Annotated in this window: 16 protein-coding genes; 13 read left to right on the top strand and 3 right to left on the bottom strand. The window is 40.9% G+C overall.

All coding sequences use genetic code 11. The features are described from left to right. Window positions 1-131: 131 nt before the first annotated feature. Window positions 132-1,796: an amidase family protein gene (locus D0466_RS04435; protein ID WP_233522531.1), complete on the bottom strand. Its 1,665-nt coding sequence runs from the start codon at window positions 1,794-1,796 to the stop codon at window positions 132-134. Window positions 1,797-2,341: 545 nt separating this feature from the next. Here D0466_RS04435 and D0466_RS21870 point away from each other — a divergent pair. Beyond that, entirely contained in the window at window positions 2,342-2,539 is a 198-nt protein-coding gene (locus tag D0466_RS21870) for a hypothetical protein (RefSeq protein WP_142919890.1), read from the top strand. Between the two features lie 666 nt (window positions 2,540-3,205). Here the strand turns inward: D0466_RS21870 and D0466_RS04430 are convergent. Beyond that, entirely contained in the window at window positions 3,206-3,730 is a 525-nt protein-coding gene (locus D0466_RS04430) for an ECF transporter S component (protein ID WP_117321337.1), read from the bottom strand. Between the two features lie 115 nt (window positions 3,731-3,845). Then, window positions 3,846-5,453: a sigma-54 interaction domain-containing protein gene (locus tag D0466_RS04425; RefSeq protein WP_233522530.1), complete on the bottom strand. Its 1,608-nt coding sequence runs from the start codon at window positions 5,451-5,453 to the stop codon at window positions 3,846-3,848. Window positions 5,454-5,749: 296 nt separating this feature from the next. Between D0466_RS04425 and D0466_RS04420 the strand changes: the two genes are divergently transcribed. From D0466_RS04420 to D0466_RS04365, 12 genes are all read left to right on the top strand, one after another. Continuing rightward, window positions 5,750-6,988, top strand: a complete 1,239-nt coding sequence (locus D0466_RS04420; RefSeq protein ID WP_117321336.1) for a molybdopterin molybdotransferase MoeA — start codon at window positions 5,750-5,752, stop codon at window positions 6,986-6,988. Window positions 6,989-7,169: 181 nt separating this feature from the next. After that, window positions 7,170-7,469: a 4a-hydroxytetrahydrobiopterin dehydratase gene (locus D0466_RS04415; protein WP_117321335.1), complete on the top strand. Its 300-nt coding sequence runs from the start codon at window positions 7,170-7,172 to the stop codon at window positions 7,467-7,469. Window positions 7,470-7,593: 124 nt separating this feature from the next. Then, window positions 7,594-8,541: a 2-phospho-L-lactate transferase gene (gene cofD, locus D0466_RS04410; protein ID WP_117321334.1), complete on the top strand. Its 948-nt coding sequence runs from the start codon at window positions 7,594-7,596 to the stop codon at window positions 8,539-8,541. Between the two features lie 13 nt (window positions 8,542-8,554). Next, the gene (gene cofC, locus D0466_RS04405; protein WP_158555825.1) at window positions 8,555-9,217 is read left to right on the top strand and encodes a 2-phospho-L-lactate guanylyltransferase; all 663 of its coding nucleotides are present in this window, start codon (window positions 8,555-8,557) and stop codon (window positions 9,215-9,217) included. Next, on the top strand, window positions 9,214-9,966 hold the full coding sequence (gene cofE, locus D0466_RS04400) for a coenzyme F420-0:L-glutamate ligase (protein WP_199484503.1): 753 nt from the start codon (window positions 9,214-9,216) through the stop codon (window positions 9,964-9,966). The genes cofC and cofE overlap by 4 nt, the downstream gene beginning before the upstream one ends. 260 nt (window positions 9,967-10,226) lie before the next feature. Beyond that, window positions 10,227-11,114, top strand: a complete 888-nt coding sequence (locus tag D0466_RS04395) for an FAD binding domain-containing protein (RefSeq protein ID WP_117321331.1) — start codon at window positions 10,227-10,229, stop codon at window positions 11,112-11,114. A gap of 22 nt (window positions 11,115-11,136) precedes the next feature. Continuing rightward, window positions 11,137-11,622, top strand: a complete 486-nt coding sequence (locus D0466_RS04390; protein ID WP_117321330.1) for a (2Fe-2S)-binding protein — start codon at window positions 11,137-11,139, stop codon at window positions 11,620-11,622. A gap of 13 nt (window positions 11,623-11,635) precedes the next feature. Continuing rightward, a complete protein-coding gene (locus D0466_RS04385; RefSeq protein WP_117321329.1) occupies window positions 11,636-13,945 on the top strand; it encodes a xanthine dehydrogenase family protein molybdopterin-binding subunit in 2,310 nt (769 codons plus the stop codon). A 77-nt stretch (window positions 13,946-14,022) separates the two neighbouring features. Beyond that, window positions 14,023-14,334: a hypothetical protein gene (locus D0466_RS04380; RefSeq protein WP_117321328.1), complete on the top strand. Its 312-nt coding sequence runs from the start codon at window positions 14,023-14,025 to the stop codon at window positions 14,332-14,334. 56 nt (window positions 14,335-14,390) lie between these two features. Beyond that, entirely contained in the window at window positions 14,391-15,416 is a 1,026-nt protein-coding gene (locus D0466_RS04375; protein ID WP_117321327.1) for an LLM class flavin-dependent oxidoreductase, read from the top strand. 235 nt (window positions 15,417-15,651) lie between these two features. Continuing rightward, window positions 15,652-16,806 (top strand): DUF917 domain-containing protein, encoded by a 1,155-nt coding sequence (locus D0466_RS04370; RefSeq protein WP_117321326.1) that lies wholly within the window; start codon window positions 15,652-15,654, stop codon window positions 16,804-16,806. Then, window positions 16,796-18,367: a hydantoinase/oxoprolinase family protein gene (locus D0466_RS04365; protein ID WP_117321325.1), complete on the top strand. Its 1,572-nt coding sequence runs from the start codon at window positions 16,796-16,798 to the stop codon at window positions 18,365-18,367. The genes D0466_RS04370 and D0466_RS04365 overlap by 11 nt, the downstream gene beginning before the upstream one ends. Window positions 18,368-18,381 lie beyond the last annotated feature (14 nt).

Raw genomic sequence — 18,381 nt, 5'->3', positions numbered from 1 at the left:
AACCACAAAATAGTTCTGACTAGTGAAACGGTACTTTTTTGCATTTTTCGCATTCCACATTCTTCTACTACGATTTTTAATTACTAAATAATTCAACGTGATTAGTGTTAATAAATATAATTCAACTTTTATTAAGGTGTTGTAGACGGTGGTTTACGATGTTCAGTTCCTTGTTCATAAGCGTACGCTAGTTTAATTAATGAGGGTTCGCTAAATGCTCTTCCTAGGAACTCTATCCCGACTGGCAAATTTTCTGATGTAAATCCTGCAGGTACGGTTATCGCCGGGAATTCAGAAAAGGCGCTAAGTCGATTCGCACTTCCGGAATTTTGTCCCTTGCCGATGACTTGGGCCGGCTGGGAAGAGGTTGGATAAACGAACGCATCCAAATCTTCGTCAGCCATCACTTTTAATAAAGATTGCTGTGTGAGCTTTGTCCGGAATAACAAAATATCTTTATATTCTTCTTCCTCCAATGATTTTACTTGATCCCTTGCGATTAACGAGCTTTTTGAAGAAGGATGGAACTGTCCTGATTCAATGACCTCAGTTAGGGAGTCAAATGGCGCATCCTCCCCGAGTGATTTTAAATAATCATTAAATTGAAATTTAAATTCCCAGCTGCTCAAGCTTGGGTAAGCCAAGATTTTATCCAGCTCAGGTATTTTAACGTCAATCACTTTCGCCCCTAACTTCTTCATGTCCCCGATTGCTTCATTTGTAACTTGGTTAACTTCCACATTTTCAGGCTGCTTTCCGAATAAATCCCTTATCACTCCGATTTTAGCGCCTTGCAGCCCTTTTCGATCTAATGATTTAATATAATCCCCTTCCGTTTCCCCAACACTCCAGGCAGTCTTGGTATCATTTGGGTCATACCCTGAAGTTGCCTCCAACAAGATGGCTGCATCAGCAACGGTTCTGGCCATTGGCCCACCGACATCTTGCGTGAGTGCAAGCGGAACAATGCCGTCACGGCTGGAAAGGCCAATTGTCGGCCGGATTCCTACCAGGCTATTAAATGCAGAAGGAATACGAATGGAACCGCCAGTATCGGTTCCCAGACCGGCTGCTGCAAAATTAGCAGCAATCGCCGCACCTGTACCACCACTTGATCCGCCTGGATTTCTTTCCAGATTATAAGGATTTAACGTTTGTCCTCCTGCGGAACTTACAGTTGTGATGCCAAATGCAAACTCATGGAGGTTCGATTTTGCTAAAATAATCGCCCCTGCCTCTTTTAATTTTTTAATTTGGTGAGAATCATCATCAGGAATGGAATCTTTTAAACAAATACATCCCGCTGTCGTCGGCATATCAGCAGTATCATAATTATCTTTTACAATAATCGGGATCCCGTGCAATGGTCCCCTTGGTCCTTTTTGTTTCCGTTCTTTATCCAATTCTTGAGCGGCTTCAACAGCATTTTGATTCACCGTAATAATCGCATTAATTTTAGGTCCCTGGTCGTCAAACATTTTAATCCGGTCTAAATACATTTGTACAAGCTCTTTTGACGTAATTTTTTTCCTTTTCAAGGCGGATTGAATTTCAGAGATCGTAGCTTCCTGGATGTTAAATCTGTATTGTGAGGTCTTGGGGTGAGGTGGAGCTTTTAAAGTAGAAATGTGTGAAGGCTTTGTACGTTCTGTAAGGACGTAATTCGACTCATTCTTCAGCTGTATTTGTTTTGCTGGTGTTTTGGTTTCATCGGTGCTAGTGACAGAAGAAGCTGCCGTTGTAAAAGTTAAGCAGATTGTTAATAGCAGTGAAAGTCGAAAAAAAGATTTTTTCAACTGAATTCCTCCCTTAATTTTTTCACTAGAATAATAGTCATACAAAATTGGGAACTTTTCTACAGTTATGTCAGAAAACGTAACATTGTTTTAACTAGGAAGGTAATTTTACATTTTCAGTAATAGAGACTAGTCAATCAATCTGCTTATGTGTACCATCTAATTCCTCCTCTTTCAAAATGTCTTCTTTTTTAACATAGGAGAAAAAAAGAGATAATTCCACCGTTCGTTCAGAATATTCAGAAAATAATTCCGATTAACTATCACCAGCATAGATGGCAAGTACTAAAAACAAGTATCCGTATAGGGAATCTTACCTGCCTGAATAAATGAAATCGTCCCGAACGACACCCAGTGAAAATAACAGTGAGTTTTTAAATCAATGAATGAAACAATCTTCGGAGTGGGTTTTACCTATCCATAATGGAAAACTTTAACCGGATCATTGATAAGATTGTTATGTATACAGAACCTAGATTTGTTCCATCAATTCACAGAGTTAGGAGGAATAAATATATGAAATCTTTTTTCGTCATTCATTTTTAATGAAACTTTTTGTAAGTTTAATCGGATGCAATGGCACGGATGACAATGAAAATGCAAGAGGGAATGACAACCAGCAATCTACGGTTAGTAACAAAAGAAATGAACAGGGGGCAAGGATTCAACAGGATGATTGTAAAGAAGAATTTTATCAAAGTGAAAAGGGGAATTTTTGGGTAGACTTTATGATGATAAAGTAGTAGGTATTATCAGCTTTAGGTTGAAGATGGCCATGCTGCCTTAAGGAAGTAGTTTGTAAAGAAGGAATTCAGAGGATCGACTTATAATACGGAAAATCTATTATTAAATCGTACCATCGAAAGGGCGAAGGAAAAATCAATCAAAGCGAAATTTTTGGGAACCACGCCTCAATTTACCGCTGCACACAGGTTTTATGAAACAGAATGGGTTCGAAAACATTGATGTCGAGGAGCTGCCGGATTAAACGTTGATAAAATGTTTTATAAATTTGTTGTTCGTTTATAGGAAAAGACCGTTGGCGATTACTTTTTGTAAGTAATCGCTAACTTAAGGTATACAAGATTTTATCAGTAGAGCGGACAATAACCTCGGAGAAGAGTGAGTAATGCTCAGGCATCAGTATTGAATTGAAAAACAGCATTCCTGGCATGTATTAAGACCGCGCATTTTCGGATGCTCTTTAATCCTTATATAAAAAATTCCTTCACTATCCGCCTTTTATCGCTTGGCAGTTTTCGAAGTATTTTCTATGTCCCAAAAGCACCAGGTTCCTGTCTTAGTTCAACAGGGAAATGATCCAGTTTAGTTTTTAAAAACTTTTGTTAGTAAAACGGGCTGGGGGACTGACCCCCAATGCTTTGCCGCGTTAATAGTACGTTATAAATCTATTTAAATTTTAGTTGTACTACAGCCCGGTTCTTTAAAACAGACCATAATAATATAAATAAAAACGTATTAAAACATCCCTTAATTAAGTTAAAAGGAATATACACAGGCAGTAATAAAGAACTTACTTGTTCAAAGGGAATACCAAATTCCAATGGAACGATGATCAAATTTAAAGGAATCATGACCAATGCCATAGCAACCGCCCCAGCACCACCCGCAACGGCCATATTCATTTTTTTGTTTACAAAGGATACTACAAGCAAAAAAGTAGCCGAGGCCATAAAATTCATAAAAATACCGAAAATATTGCTGCCATGCAATAAGAAGTACATCAGATTTTTTACTGTTAAAGCCAATATTCCTGCAATAGGGCCATACGCAATAGTTGCAATCATTAATGGAACATCACTAGGTTCAAATTTCAAATAGGGAGCAGCAGGGAGGATTGGAAAACCAAACCACATTAAAACAAATGAAAGAGCACCGATCATACCGAGAAAAGCTAGTTTATATATTGACATATAATTCTTCCCCTTTTAGTAGGTATTTTATTGGGCATAATCTTTTTACTAGTTTTTGTTTGATTGTGGGAGTATAAAGTGTGGACAAAAGAATATGTTTTTTATAGTTGGTCATTTATTTAATCTCTTCTTTAAAATAACCAAGGGAATTTATTATTTTTAAGCGACGATACATCGTTGCGCGACTTATCCCTAATGTTCGGGCGGCCATTTCCTTTCCCTTTGTGGTAGTACCGTATTGTGCCAAAGCATCAAGAATGGCCTCAATCTCTTCTTGTGAAATTGAGTTAGCTGTCGGAGGAGACTCATCACGTGTTTTTTTCGTCTCTCCATTAAGTGGAGTAATATCAGAGTTGGAGGAATGGAGTGTTGGTTGTTTAACCATAGGTGTTTTTGAATTAAAAGTACGTGTATTTAGTGTAGCTGCCTGGCTTTGACTCGCAGATTGTACAGACCTGATAATTCTTTCGGGCAAACAAGAGATTTCAATTCTGTCAGAAACATTCATACTTACTGCATACTCTACAGCATTCTCAAGTTCCCTGATATTTCCTGGCCAATGATACTTGTAAATAGCATTAAGTGCTTCAGCACTCCAGCGGATAGCACCAGTTCCCTTATTAAATTTAACGCGTTTAGTGAATAACTCCAGTAAAACGGTGACATCTTCAATCCGTTCCCTAAGCGGTGGAATATCCAAGGGTATTACATTTAGCCGATAATAAAGGTCTTCACGGAAAGTACCCTCTTCAATCATCTGCTCCAACGGCTTATTCGTTGCAGCTATAAGACGAATATCAACAGACACTGGCTTCGTTCCACCAACCCGCTCTATTTCTTTAAACTGTAGTGCACGCAGCAGCTTAGCTTGCAGGGATAAGGGCATTTCTCCAATTTCATCAAGAAAAAGGGTTCCGTCATTAGCCTGTTCAAACTTTCCAGGTTTCCCGCCCTTCCTAGCACCTGTGAATGCACCATCTTCGTATCCAAAGAGTTCACTTTCTATTAGATTCTCTGGCAATGCTGCACAATTGACAGCCACAAAAGGCCCCTCCCGGCGAAAACTCTCAGAGTGGATGGCTCCAGCAAAGAGTTCCTTACCAGTTCCACTTTCTCCCCGAATTAAAACGCTAAGTTCTGTCGGGGCAATACGCTGAACTTTTTCTTTTATTAAGGTTATAGCTCTGCTGGTACCCCGAATATCCATTAATCCAAAGCGTGGTTTATGTTGCGTATTACGATTATTCGCTTTATTAGCTTTTCTTAAGAGCAATAACATTCCTTGTATATCTTCACTTTCCATAATGGGGCGGCCTTCCCAGCGAAGCCCCTCGAGATCCAAAATTTTGAATGCTCGGCCTAGGTGAAAAGTTTCCATTACCTTCTTTGGTACGACTTCATTAAGCTTCCGATTGAACAGGCTATCCTTTGGTTTATTAAGTAAAAAAGCGGCAGTTTCATTCACAGCTGCAAGCCGTTCATCTGCATCTACAACTATGGCTGCTTCGTAACTCAGGTCTATGGCACATTTCAAGAAAGTTTCTAATTGTGGAATATGATTGCTTATTAAAAAAGCATTCTTATGTAAGAGGTTAGCATGCTCACCAGCACTGGCCACTAGCTGGCCCAATGAATTATACACCCCAATCGTTACGAAAGCGCTTTCGGAAAAAGAGAGAATCTGATTAGCCATTAATTTACTTAAGTCTTGAATATCTGCCATAGGGCTCTCCTTTCTGATGGATTTATTATTAGAATATTATATAATTTTAGAAAATTCAATATTGTTTTGAGAAATTCTTACTGAGAAAATGAGAAATTACATTAACCACCATCTCAACCCTGCAAAAACCTTAGGTGTTTTGGTTTTTCTTTTTTCTGAAAATTTCTCGTGCCATTGTCTACGCGAGAAATGGGTTTGATGAATATATAAACATATTTCTTTTTGTTAAAATTACTTTCAATTTTATTATCGATTTTTGTTAAGATGGAAGAAAATTCGCCAAAGGTGTGATAGGGATGTTAACTGTTCGAAAAGTCATTGAAGTTGATAAGGCATTGAATAAAGTGCTGGAACATACGAAACTCGGTGACGTTGAGTATGTCTCAATAGAGGAAAGTGATGGCAGGTATCTGGCCATCCCTTTACAAGCAGACCATGATGTACCGCCTTTTGACCGTTCACCAGTAGATGGATTTGCGATACATACTGCAGACACAAGGGATGTTTCACCGGATAATCCTGTGGAGTTAGAGGTTATTGAAGAGATTGGTGCCGGTATAGTTGCAACCAGGGAAATAAAAGCCGGGCAAGCGATTCGAATCATGACTGGTGCAAAAACGCCAAAGGGTGCGGATGCCGTTGTCATGCTGGAATTGACGAAAGAAATAAGCAGGGATAATAAAAGGTATGTAGTAATTAACCAGCCTTCTAAAAGTGGTGATAATATCACCTTTAAGGGTGATGATACCCAAAGAGGAACTCTACTGATTGAAAAGGGCAGAAGGGTAGATCCTGGTGTGAAAGCATTGTTGGCAACATTTGGTTATGCCAAAGTTCCTGTTATAAAAAAACCTGTTGTTGGTATTTATGCAACTGGAACAGAGTTGTTAGAAGTACATGAACAACTTCAACCAGGTAAAATTCGTAATAGTAATTCACATATGCTTATTTCACAAATTAAAAAAGTTGGAGCAGAACCAAAGAATTTTGGTAATTTAGAAGATGATTTTGAACGATGTTTTGAGGCTGTATCTAAAGCTTTGGAAATAGTAGATGTGTTAATTACCACTGGTGGTGTTTCAGTAGGGGATTATGACTTTTTACCAGAAATCTATGAAAAATTGGGAGCAAATGTCTTATTTAATAAAATTTCAATGCGGCCAGGAAGTGTAACAACAGTGGCTGAGTTCAATGGCAAGCTTTTATTTGGACTTTCTGGTAATCCATCTGCATGTTTTGTTGGCTTTGAGCTATTTGTCCGGCCATGGCTAAAAACGTATTTTGGATCAGCAAATCCACATTTACAAAAAATAAAAGCCATTTTGGACTCCGACTTCCTGGTGCCAAATTCTTTTACACGTTTTGTTCGGGGAAGGGTGTCATTCGAAAATGGCAGATTGTTAGTTTCAAGTTCTGGGGTTGATAAATCAAGTAATGTTACCGTTTTAGCTAATTCGGATGTCTTAATAATACTTCCTGGTGGAGAAGGCGCTTATAAGAAAGGTACGATAATTGAGATATTACTATTGGATTAATCAATGATAATTGATAAAAATGGTCCCCATCTAATTTAGGTGGGGACCATTTTTATTATTGTCCGCATCAAGAAGGTTGGTTTGTCAAACCACAATTGGCATCGTTTTTGCATATATAATTAGCATGCAAAGGATAGATGAGAAAAATACATAATTTTATCAGATTTGAGGAGGAATACGAATGGCGACGTTGCCAGTGGAAACAATCGTTACTCATATATCTAAATTTCCGGGATGGAAACATGTTGGAAATACTTCGGTTACGAAAAATTTTTCGTTTTCAAGCTTTGAAAAAATGGGGCATTTTGTTTATTTGGTAACTCAATACACAGAAAAGGAAGAACACTATCCTCAAATATCCATTACGAATTTTGACGTCAGCATTTCACTTTCTACTGCATCCGCGAGCGGTGTAACTGGAAAAGACTTACTGGTAGCCCAAAGAATCAATCAAATTGAATATACAGTAAAGTCCTTATAAAACTTGAAAAAATTAACATCAAAGCCAATTTTACATAATTAATATGATACTATATAAATAGATAGTCTTTTCTGAATATTTAAATATAAATGAATCTCATCTGGAAGAGAGGGTGTTGTAAATAATGATTGTTACGTTAGCAGGAGGGGTTGGAGGTTCGAAATTTGTGAAAGGCTTGGCATCTTCCCGATATAAAGAAGATGTAACGGTTATTATTAATACCGGAGATGATTTTGAAAGGTTTGGACTTTATGTTTCCCCCGACGTTGATATTAATATTTATACACTTGCTGGCTTAATTCACGAGCAGGGCTGGGGGTTCAAAGATGAAACGTATAACACACAAAATGTTTTAAAAGACTTTTATAGCCAGGATTGCTGGTTTAATTTAGGAGATAAGGACATAGCTACACATATTTACCGAACCCATTTATTAAAGGGAAATTACACATTGACTGAAATTACAAAAGAACTATGTGACAGATTAGGAGTCTCATTAAAAATACTCCCGATGTCGAATGATCGAATTGCTACGTACATTCATACACCAGATGGCCGCTTTCATTTTCAGGAATATTTAATTCAGCGAAGAATGTCTGACAAAGTTTTAAATATTGAATATGAAGGATCGACTACAGCTTCCCCTTCACCTGGCGTACTTGACACGATTTCCGAAGCCGGCATTATTTTATTTGCCCCTAGTAATCCATTGGTGAGTATCGGGCCGATTTTATCAGTGCCTGGAATGAAGGAAGCAATAAAAAATAGCAAAGCCAAGGTTTATGCAATTAGCCCTATTGTAAATGGCGGGGTAATCAAAGGTCCTGCTGATCGAATGATGAGAGATATGGATATGGAAGTATCTCCAATTGGAATTGCTGAATTTTATGGGGATTTATTAGATGGGATCATTATCGATCTTCAAGATAAGAAGCATTTGAGTGCATTGCAAGAAATAGGTTTGGAGGTTCTGGTTACAGATACCATCATGGATTCGGATGAAAAAAAGGTGGGGTTAGCAAATCAAGTTGTTGAGTTTGCTGCCAGTCATAATGCCAAGGCAGTTTTATGAGGAGGACCAGTCTATGATTTCAGTTGTAGTCTTACAAAAACCCATGCATAGGTCAAAGACTCGACTAACTGGCATACTCTCTGCTGAACAACGGATTGGTCTTGCTTATTCAATGCTATATGACGTATTAAACGTCCTTTCCGAAGTACCCTCTATTGACGAATTCTCTATAGTGACTTGTGACCCAAATGCGATGGGGCTGGCGACGAAATTTGGTGCCAATCTGTATTATGAAGAAAAAGTATCTGGGATGAATCAAGCTATTAAAGCAGTAGTGGATTCCCTGCATGAACGTGTGGATGAATTATTGATTCTGCCTTCAGATATACCTTTAATAACGGTAAAAGAAATTGATATGATCATCACACAAAAACGACAGGCACCAGTCACCGTCTTTCCATGCAAGAACGGAACAGGAACGAATGGACTCTTATTGACACCGCCATCCGCTATTGACACAGCATTCGGAATGTACAGCCTGGAAAAGCACTGTCTGAGTGCATTTAAGGCTGGCTATGAATATCACATAGGTACCGCACCACTATTATCCTATGATATCGATACCGTAACGGATTTATTTATGATCCATGAATTGGGAAAAGGTACAAAAACATATGAATACATACATTCCCAACAGGTTTTAGACAAATTAAGGTTGAAAGAAGTGGTATCATGAACGAATTGAAAATGTTCGGCATACATGGGTTGCCAGAGGTACGGGAAGGGGATGATCTGGCAAAACTTATCATTAGCGCCCTTGAAAAACAAGGGCAAAAATTGGAGCACAAAAATATTGTCGTTATCACCTCAAAAATCGTATCAAAAGCTGAAAGACGTCTGGTCTCTGTAAAGGATATAGAACCTTCAGCCCTGGCGATCCAGCTTTCAAAATCATCGGATAAAACCGCGAATGAAATAGAATTAATTCTTCGTGAGTCCGCTAGTCCGGTAAAGATTACTGATCATGTACTCATAATGGAAACAAAACATGGATTTATATGTGCAAATGCAGGTATTGATCGTTCAAATATTGAAAATCAAGATATGGCGTTACTTTTACCAGAAGATCCAGACTCAACTGCAGCAGCCATTAAGCAAGAATTGGAAAAGCATTATAAAGCAGAGCTGGCCGTAATCATTTCCGATACATTTGGACGGCCTTGGCGAATGGGGCAGACGAATGTAGCTATTGGTGTCAGCGGTATGCCTGCAATCAAAGATTATACAGGACAGTCCGACCAATATGGATATACATTAAAGGCCACTGAAATTGCTATAGCCGATCAGATTGCAGCTGCTTCTGAACTGGTAATGGGCAAAAGTGATGGCATTCCAATTGCTGTCATAAAAGGCTATTCTTATCCTGAAGGAAATGGTTCAAGTAAAGATTTAGTACGGCCCAGAAAAATGGATCTTTTCCGTTGATATAATGTTATCCTCCTATTTTTTGATTGAAATAAAGAAGTTGTAATGAGTTTCTCATGAGAAATGATGAGAAAAACGGTGAGAAAGAGAAATAATGATGAGAAGAGATGGGGTGCAAAACTATGACCCCTTCTTTTTTTTGTTCTATCACTGGAAATGCTTAAACATAATGAACAAATCCTTGTGAAGTGGCATGAAAATTGCAAGAAAGTATAGGGAAAAGTTTGAAAATTCTAAAGTTATTATTCTGGGGGTGTAACATGTCTTTTGTTTATCACGAACCCAAGACGGTTCAAGAGGTAATTGGTCTTCTGTTACAGTATGGCGACGATGCGAAATTGCTGGCAGGCGGAACTGATCTGATGGTACTTCTCACCAGATTTAAGGTGGATCCAAAACATGTAATCAGTCTTAATGGTGTACAGCAGTTGACTGGAATCTATAAGAATGCAACAGGAAATCTTGAAATTGGTGCTCAAGTCACACATAGGGAAATTGAGAAATCTCCACTAATAACAGAATCTCTGCAAGCATTAAAGCAGGCATGCTCAACGGTTGGTGGAGTGCAGGTACGGAATTTAGGAACCATTGGCGGGAATTTGTGCAATGCTTCACCTGCAGCTGACACTCCTCCCGTGTTATTAGTCCTGGATGCAATGGTGAATTTAAAAGGTCCAAAGGGTGCCCGATCACTTCCATTGCAAGAATTCTTGCTTGGGCCTCGAAAGGTTAATCTGGAACAAGGGGAACTCCTCACTTCCATTCAAATACCTGAAGTATCACCCAATACAGCTACAGTCTTCCTAAAGGCGGGGAGACGAAAGGCGATGGAAATCTCTTTATGTTCAGTTTCCGCACGGGTGACATTAAATCGAAATGGTACCGCAGATGTTCGGATCGGTCTTGGGTCAGTTGCAGCTACTGCTGTTCGTGCCCATAGTGCTGAAGATTTATTACAAGGAAAAGTAATCACGACGGAACTGATAAAAACTGCGGCCGCAGCTGCAGTAAACGATTGTAACCCGATTTCAGATGTGCGGGGATCTGCCGAGTACCGGCGTATGCTAGTTGAGTCGATGGTACGAAAAGCGTTAATACAATGCTTGGACATCTTACAAGATTCAAATGCGGGAACAAAGATTTCTTAAATAAGAAAAGAGGAGAGTTAGTATGACTAAGGTTCCACTTCCGTTAAAAGTCAATGGCAGTGATTACTATGTAGAGATTGAACCGCATCGTACCTTGCTAGATGTACTTCGGGAAGATCTTGGCTTTACTGGTACGAAGGAAAGTTGCCGTGAAGGTGAATGCGGAGTTTGTACGGTTTCGCTGGATAACAAAACAATAAATTCCTGTCTGCTGCCAGCTGTTGCCGCCCGTGGAAAGGAAATTATCACTGTTGAAGGAATCGCGGCCAGCGAGGAACTCCATCCCATACAAAAAGCCTTTGTTGATTGTCACGGATTGCAATGTGGTTTCTGTACACCTGGGTTTATTATGTCGGCAAAGGCCTTATTGGACGAGAACGAAAATCCAACGGAAGAGGAGATACGCAGCTATCTGGCTGGAAATCTATGCAGATGTACGGGCTACAATGGTATCGTGGATGCAGTCAAACAGGCGGCCTCTGAACTGCGTAAACTGAACAAAGTGTGAGGGGGGAGAAAAAATGATCACAAAGGATAAGGAAAAAGTACAGGAAACTACAGTTGTCGGCAAACGCCTTAATCGGCTGGATGGTCCAGATAAAGTAACAGGAAAATTTGTCTATGGTGCAGATTTGGATGCTTCAGGCATCCTTCACTGCAAGGTTTTTCGCAGTTCAATCCCTCACGGTCGGATTAAACGATTGGACATCAGTAAGGCACTTGCTTATCCAGGTGTCCGTGCAATAATGACTGCGAAAGATATCCCTGCACATATCAGATATGGACACACCTTGAAAGATGAGGTTGTCTTTGCACGTGATTATGTGCGTTATTACGGAGAAGCTATTGCTGCATTAGCTGCAGACACCCGTGAAATTGCTGAAAAAGCACTAAATTTAATCGAAATTGAGTATGAACCGCTGCCTGTAATCACTGATCCAGAAGAGGCACTAAAGCCCGGGGCTCCTTTGCTGCACCCTGATTGGAAAGAATATACAGGAAATCCGGCCTTGATTCGCTACGACAATGTGTGTACTCATGCCAGTATTGATTTGGGAGATGTAGAAAAAGCCTTTGAAGAAGCAGATTATGTGTTTGAGGACCGTTATACAAGCCAAATGGCCCATCAAGGATATTTGGAAGCACGGGCAGGTATGGCACATGTTGAGGCAGATGGTACAGTAGTCATTACATCAAGTACGCAAAACCCGTTTGGCCTTCTTGGTAACCTTTCTGAAATTCTTCAGTTGCCTACAAGTAAGATTCGAGTTATTTCTACTGGTGTTGGCGGCGGTTTTGGCGGAAAGCTTGATCTTGGTGTAGAGCATTTTGTCGCACTGCTCGCCCGCAAGACAGGCCGCCAAGTAAAGTACCTTTGGGATCGTGAGGAAGAAATGAAAGCAGCAGCACCTCGTGAAGGGTCTGTTATCTACGTTAAAACCGGGATCATGAAGGATGGAACCATCATTGCCCGTCAGGGAAAGGTAATCTTGGATGCAGGGGCTTACAGTGGGGATGATACTGTAATTGCATCGGTAGCGGCTTTGGTAATAAGAGGTTCATACAATATCCCAAACGTAAAAGTAGATTCTCTGGCAGTATATACCAACAAGGCCAATTGTGGTGCGTATCGCGGACCGGGAGCGCCACAAACCTATTATGCTATTGAATCACATTTAGATAAAATTGCGGAGAAATTGAATTTTGACAGGGTAGAGCTGCGAAAGCAAAATGCATTAAAAAATGGGGATTTAGGCCCTACAGGGCAAATTTTGGAATCAGTAAGCATGGAAGAAACAATAACGAAAGTAGTTGAAAAGATAGAAATGGATCAGCCTCGTCCCAAGTATACGGGCCGTGGGTTGTCTTGTGCAATATGGACCTCTGCCGGCGGCTCATCCTGTGCTTACGTCCAGCTAAATGATGATGGAACTGTTGTACTCATCACTGGCGGCAAGGAAATCGGTACTGGTGCAATAACAATGGGTGTGGCTCAAATTGTTGCAGAAGAGTTGGGATTAGACATTACCGATGTACGTCTCGTTACTGGGGATACCCATGCAACTCCTTTTGACTTTGGTGCCCAGGGAGGCCGTACTACATTTAATGTCGGAAACGCAGCGCAAATTGCAGCACAGGATGTTAAATGGCAAGTCCTCCAGGCAGCTTCCGAAAAAATGAATATTCCATTGGAAAGTTTAGAACTTCAAAATAAGAAAGTCTATGATAAAGACAATCCAACGACAAACATAAGCCTGGCAGAAATTGCCGCTGACCGGGTCTGGAACGGCGGACCTATCCTGGGCAGAGGTTCATTTATTATTCAGCCGACAGAGTATGATACAAGTACAATCAAGGGCGGTGTGTATCCAGTCTTTAATTTCCCATCGTTTCATACACATGCCGCTGAGGTTGAGGTGGATCCTGATACTGGAGAAGTTACGGTTACCCGCTATGTTGCCGCTCAAGATGTGGGATTTGCCATCAACCCGACTGGTGCAGAAGGACAAATTACAGGTGGAGTAGTCCAAGGCATTGGGTATGCCTTATCTGAAGAGATTATTTACAAAGATGGATTTGTCTTGAATCCAAATATGACTGATTACAAAATGCCTACAATCATGGACGTACCTCGAATTGAGACCATTTTAGTGGAAAGTTCATCGAAGGTTGGCCCATATGGCGCTAAAGGTGTAGGGGAAGCTCCAATTATTCTGCCAGCAGCAGCAATTGCAAATGCAGTGGCGGATGCCATTGGTGTGCACATTCATGATTTGCCTATCACTGCAGAAAAAGTTTTAAAAGCTATCAAACAAAAACAAGATAAATAGAATGATCCCCCTTTCATTATTGGAAGGGGAACCAAAGAAATTAATAAAAGCTAATTTAAAGCGGGGAGGTTTTTGTGTTGATATATAAAGCGTATTTTCTTTTCAATCTTGCATCTGGAAAAACAGTGGAGGAATATGAAAAATGGTCAATAGAAGTGAATCATCCTGCTGCTGGCCGAGTGGAATCAATTCAAGAATTCCACGATTATAAGACGGTTGCTACCTTGGATGGAAGCATGCCTGCCTACCAAATTATTGAGGAGATCCTGATTTCTGATGTGGAAAAATATAAAAAAGATATTACGGCTCCAGAAATGGCCGGATTTAGCGAGGAATGGGGCAGCTGGGTTTCAGACTGGATTTGTATCCTTACTGAGAGGGTAGCTTAAAACATTCCAATCGTCATGGTCAAATCGAGTCATTTAAAAAAGGAGGAGAATTGCAAATGGAATTTGGAGTTGGCCTTTTAGGCAAATACAATTATAAAACATTGATTTCCTTGGCACAACGAGTTGAGGAAAAAGGATATGATCAGATTTGGATGCCTGATGAACGTTTTTACAGGGAATGTTATTCTCAATTAGCTGTAATTGCACAAAATACAACTCGAGTGAAGTTAGGGACAGCTGTTACAGATCCATATTCGCGCCACCCTGCCATGACAGCGGCAGCGTTAGCAAGTGTTGACGAAATCTCGGACGGCAGGATGCATTTAGGTTACGGAGCCGGGGTCAGCGGTTTTGCTGAGATGGGGATCAAACGTGAGAAACCGGCTCGTGCATTGCGTGAGGCCGTAAATATCATTCGTCCGCTTTTAAAGGGGGAACGAGTAACGGTTGAAGGAGAAATTATCCAAGTTAAAGGGGCTAAATTGGATTTCACTCCGTTAAGACCAGATATCCCTATCTTAATTGCAGGAGCTGCGCCTTTAGTATTGAAAACAGCCGGGAGGGTCGCTGATGGAGTAATTTTGGGAGATTATGCTTCTCCAGATGTTGTTCAATGGGGCTTACAGCAAGTTGAAGGAGGAGCTAAGGAGTCCGGCCGTTCACTTCAAGATTTACATAAGACTGTGTGGCTACAGACTTTCATTCACCCGGATGGTAAAGTAGCCCGTGATAATGCCCGTTGGATGGTAGCTTTCGTGCTCTGGGGAACCAAAGCCTTTCATGATAAGTTGGGCATTGAGCTTCCTTCTGAATTGAAGGAAAATTTAAACTTTGACTATCATTTATCGCCAGAGGCTGCCGGTGAGGTAGGCAAATTGGTTCCAGATGAATTAGTGAGAAAGTTTTCTCTGGCTGGATCTCCTGAAGAAATCGCTGAACAAATTAATGAATTGAAATCGATCGGAATCCAACAGGTTGCCATTCATCCATGGTCTTTCGCTGATATGTCATCTGAACAGGCAATCGAACTTTTTGCTGAGAAAGTGATTCCTAACTTTCGTTTTGAATATGGGAAACGGTGAGAAAAGAGATTGAGAAAAGTAAATGAGAAAAGAAGATGAGAATTAACTGCTTTTCTCATCTTTTCTTATACATTTAGTTGCATGTTTACATAAAATTACTAAAATCTATTTCTTAAAAACAGTTTCTAAGAATAAAAAATAACCCCTGCCTAATATACAATTTGGCACACAACTTGCATTATGAAATAACTAAATATTTAAAATTGTAAAAAAGTTAAGAGGGGAGAATGTACTGTTGGCTACATTAATTGGAGAACAAGAGATTGAAGATTTAGCCATTGGAGCAGCCATCCTTGGTACTGGCGGAGGCGGGGATCCTTACATAGGGAAACTAATGGTACAAATCGCGATACGAAAATTTGGTCCAATCACTTTGCTGGCACCTCATGAATTACCGGATGAGGCATTGATTATTCCGACTGCGGCCATGGGTGCCCCTACAGTTAGCATTGAGAAAATCCCAAATGGGATGGAGGGGTACAATGCACTTCGAGCTTTAGAGAAATATTTAGGAAAGAGTGCATATGCAACCATGCCGATCGAGTGTGGCGGAGGGAATTCTACTATACCTTTTGTAGTGGCTGCCCATGCCGGGATACCAGTAGTTGATGCTGACGGTATGGGGCGGGCATTCCCAGAGCTTCAAATGGAGACTTTTCATATTTACGGTATCAAGGGTTCACCGATGGTTATTCATAATGAGCTTGGAGACCATTGTATTTTGAATACAAAAGACAATTTGAGCCTCGAGCGGTTTGCCCGCGCTATCACAGTGAAAATGGGGGCAACCTCTCACTTGGCTGAATATCCGATGACCGGTAAACAGGTTAAAGAGGTTGCCATTACAGGAACACTTTCATTGGCTATCCGCATTGGAAAGGCAATCCGTGAGGCGCGAATGCACAAGGAGAATCCGATTGAGGCGATCATTGACGTTACAACCAATTCAATCTATGGACCTGCAATGGTACTTTTCCAGGGGAAAGTTACAGGAGTGGATCGTCAAACGAGAGACGGTTTTGTCCGGGGTATGATTCAAGTCCAGGGATTTGACAAATACCAGGGCAGTACACTTGAGGTTGATTTTCAAAATGAAAATTTGATTGCAAGGATGGATGGAGAGGTTGTAGCCATGGTGCCGGATTTAATTACGCTGCTGGACCTTGAAACTGGCTTGCCGATCACCACTGAGGCCATCAAATATGGATCCCGGGTGACAGCACTGGCAATTCCAACACCGGAAATCATGCGCACACCACAGGCGCTGGAAGTATGGGGCCCTCGTTACTTCGGATATGATGTCGATTATCGGCTATTAGAAGAAATTCACCCTGAATATTATAAACAAAAATTCAAAGTTTCAGAGGAGGCTGAACCTCTTGAGCTATAAGATTGGCATCGATGTAGGAGGAACGAATACGGATGCGGTTATCCTTGATAACCATAATAACCTCTTAGGTGGTATTAAAACTCCGACTACTAAGGATATTGGTACTGGAATTTTCAACGCAATTGAAGAGGTGCTGCGCCAGGCGAATGTGGAGGCAAGCAAGGTAGAATATACAATGCTGGGGACTACGGCATGCACGAACGCATTAGTGGAAAGGAAGAATCTTTCGAGAGTGGGAATGGTGAGAATTTCACTTCCGGCTGCCAGTTCGATCACTCCGATGTATACCTGGCCGCAGGATTTAAGAGAGACTGTTGGAGAGTTATGCTTTGAAATTCATGGTGGATATGAATATGACGGGTCCCTAATTAGCGAAGATCTTAATGAGTATGAAATAAATGAAGTTATACGCAGTTTTAAGGCAGAAGGTGTGGAAGCAGTTGCCATCAGCGGAGTGTTCTCCCCTGTACGGGCTGACCAGGAAAAGTATTTGGCTGAGCGGTTACGTGCGGCTCTTGGTACTGAAGTTCCAATAACAATGTCTCACGAAATAGGTTCAATTGGATTATTAGAACGAGAGAATTCAGCAGGTTTGAATGCTGCATTAGTTAAAGTGGCTTCTCTTGCAGCAGGTGGACTAGAAAAGGCTCTACAGGAGCGCGGTATGAATCCCAGGATTTTCTTCGCGCAAAATGATGGTACCTTAATGGATTTGGAATATGTACGTAAATTTCCGGTGCTGACGATTGGATCTGGACCAACTAATAGTATTAGAGGAGCCGCATTCCTGAGCGGTCTTAGGGATTGTCTTGTAGTTGATGTGGGCGGCACTACCACCGATGTTGGTGTCCTTAGCAATGGATTTCCCAGGACATCGGGAATTGCAGTAGAAATAGGCGGTGTCAGGACAAATTTCCGGATGCCAGATATCCTTGCTGTTGGCTTAGGCGGCGGCAGTGTTGTCCGTGTTGAAAATGGAGATGTTGAAATTGGACCTGACAGTGTCGGTTACCGTCTAGTGGAAAAAGCAATAGGTTTTGGCGGTGATACGCTTACCACCACCGATGTAATAGCCCGCACCGATTCTGGAAGAATCAACCATCCAGCATACAATGTCGAACGCCTGATACATATACCAGAAACAGTAGTTTCCAGAGTAAATGATCGAATTCGTAAGACAATTGAGGCCTCTATCGATAGAATGAAAACCAGCGATAAAGATCTTCCAACAGTACTGGTTGGCGGCGGCGGCATTCTAATACCTGATAAGCTTGCTGGAACCTCTGAAATCATCCGCCCGCCTCATTATCAATACGCCAATGCGATTGGAGCTGCAATCGCACAAGTTTCCGGTGAGGTAGACCGCATGTGGAGCCTGGAAAAATCAACACGCCATCAGGCTGTTGAGGAAGCCAAAGAAACAGCCATTCGAATGGCTATGAATGCAGGAGCCGAATCTGATTCTATATCTATCGTAGACTTTGAAGAGGTCCCGCTTGCCTATTTATCAAGCAGTGCACTTCGTATAAGGGCAAAGGCCGCTGGAACACTCAGGAACTAAACAATTGAACGTTT

The sequence above is a fragment of the Peribacillus glennii genome (assembly GCF_003429105.1).
Taxonomy (GTDB): Bacteria; Bacillota; Bacilli; order Bacillales; family DSM-1321; genus Peribacillus; species Peribacillus glennii.
The sequence above is the reverse complement of the archived record's forward strand: the minus strand, read 5'-3'. Positions and strand labels throughout refer to the sequence as shown.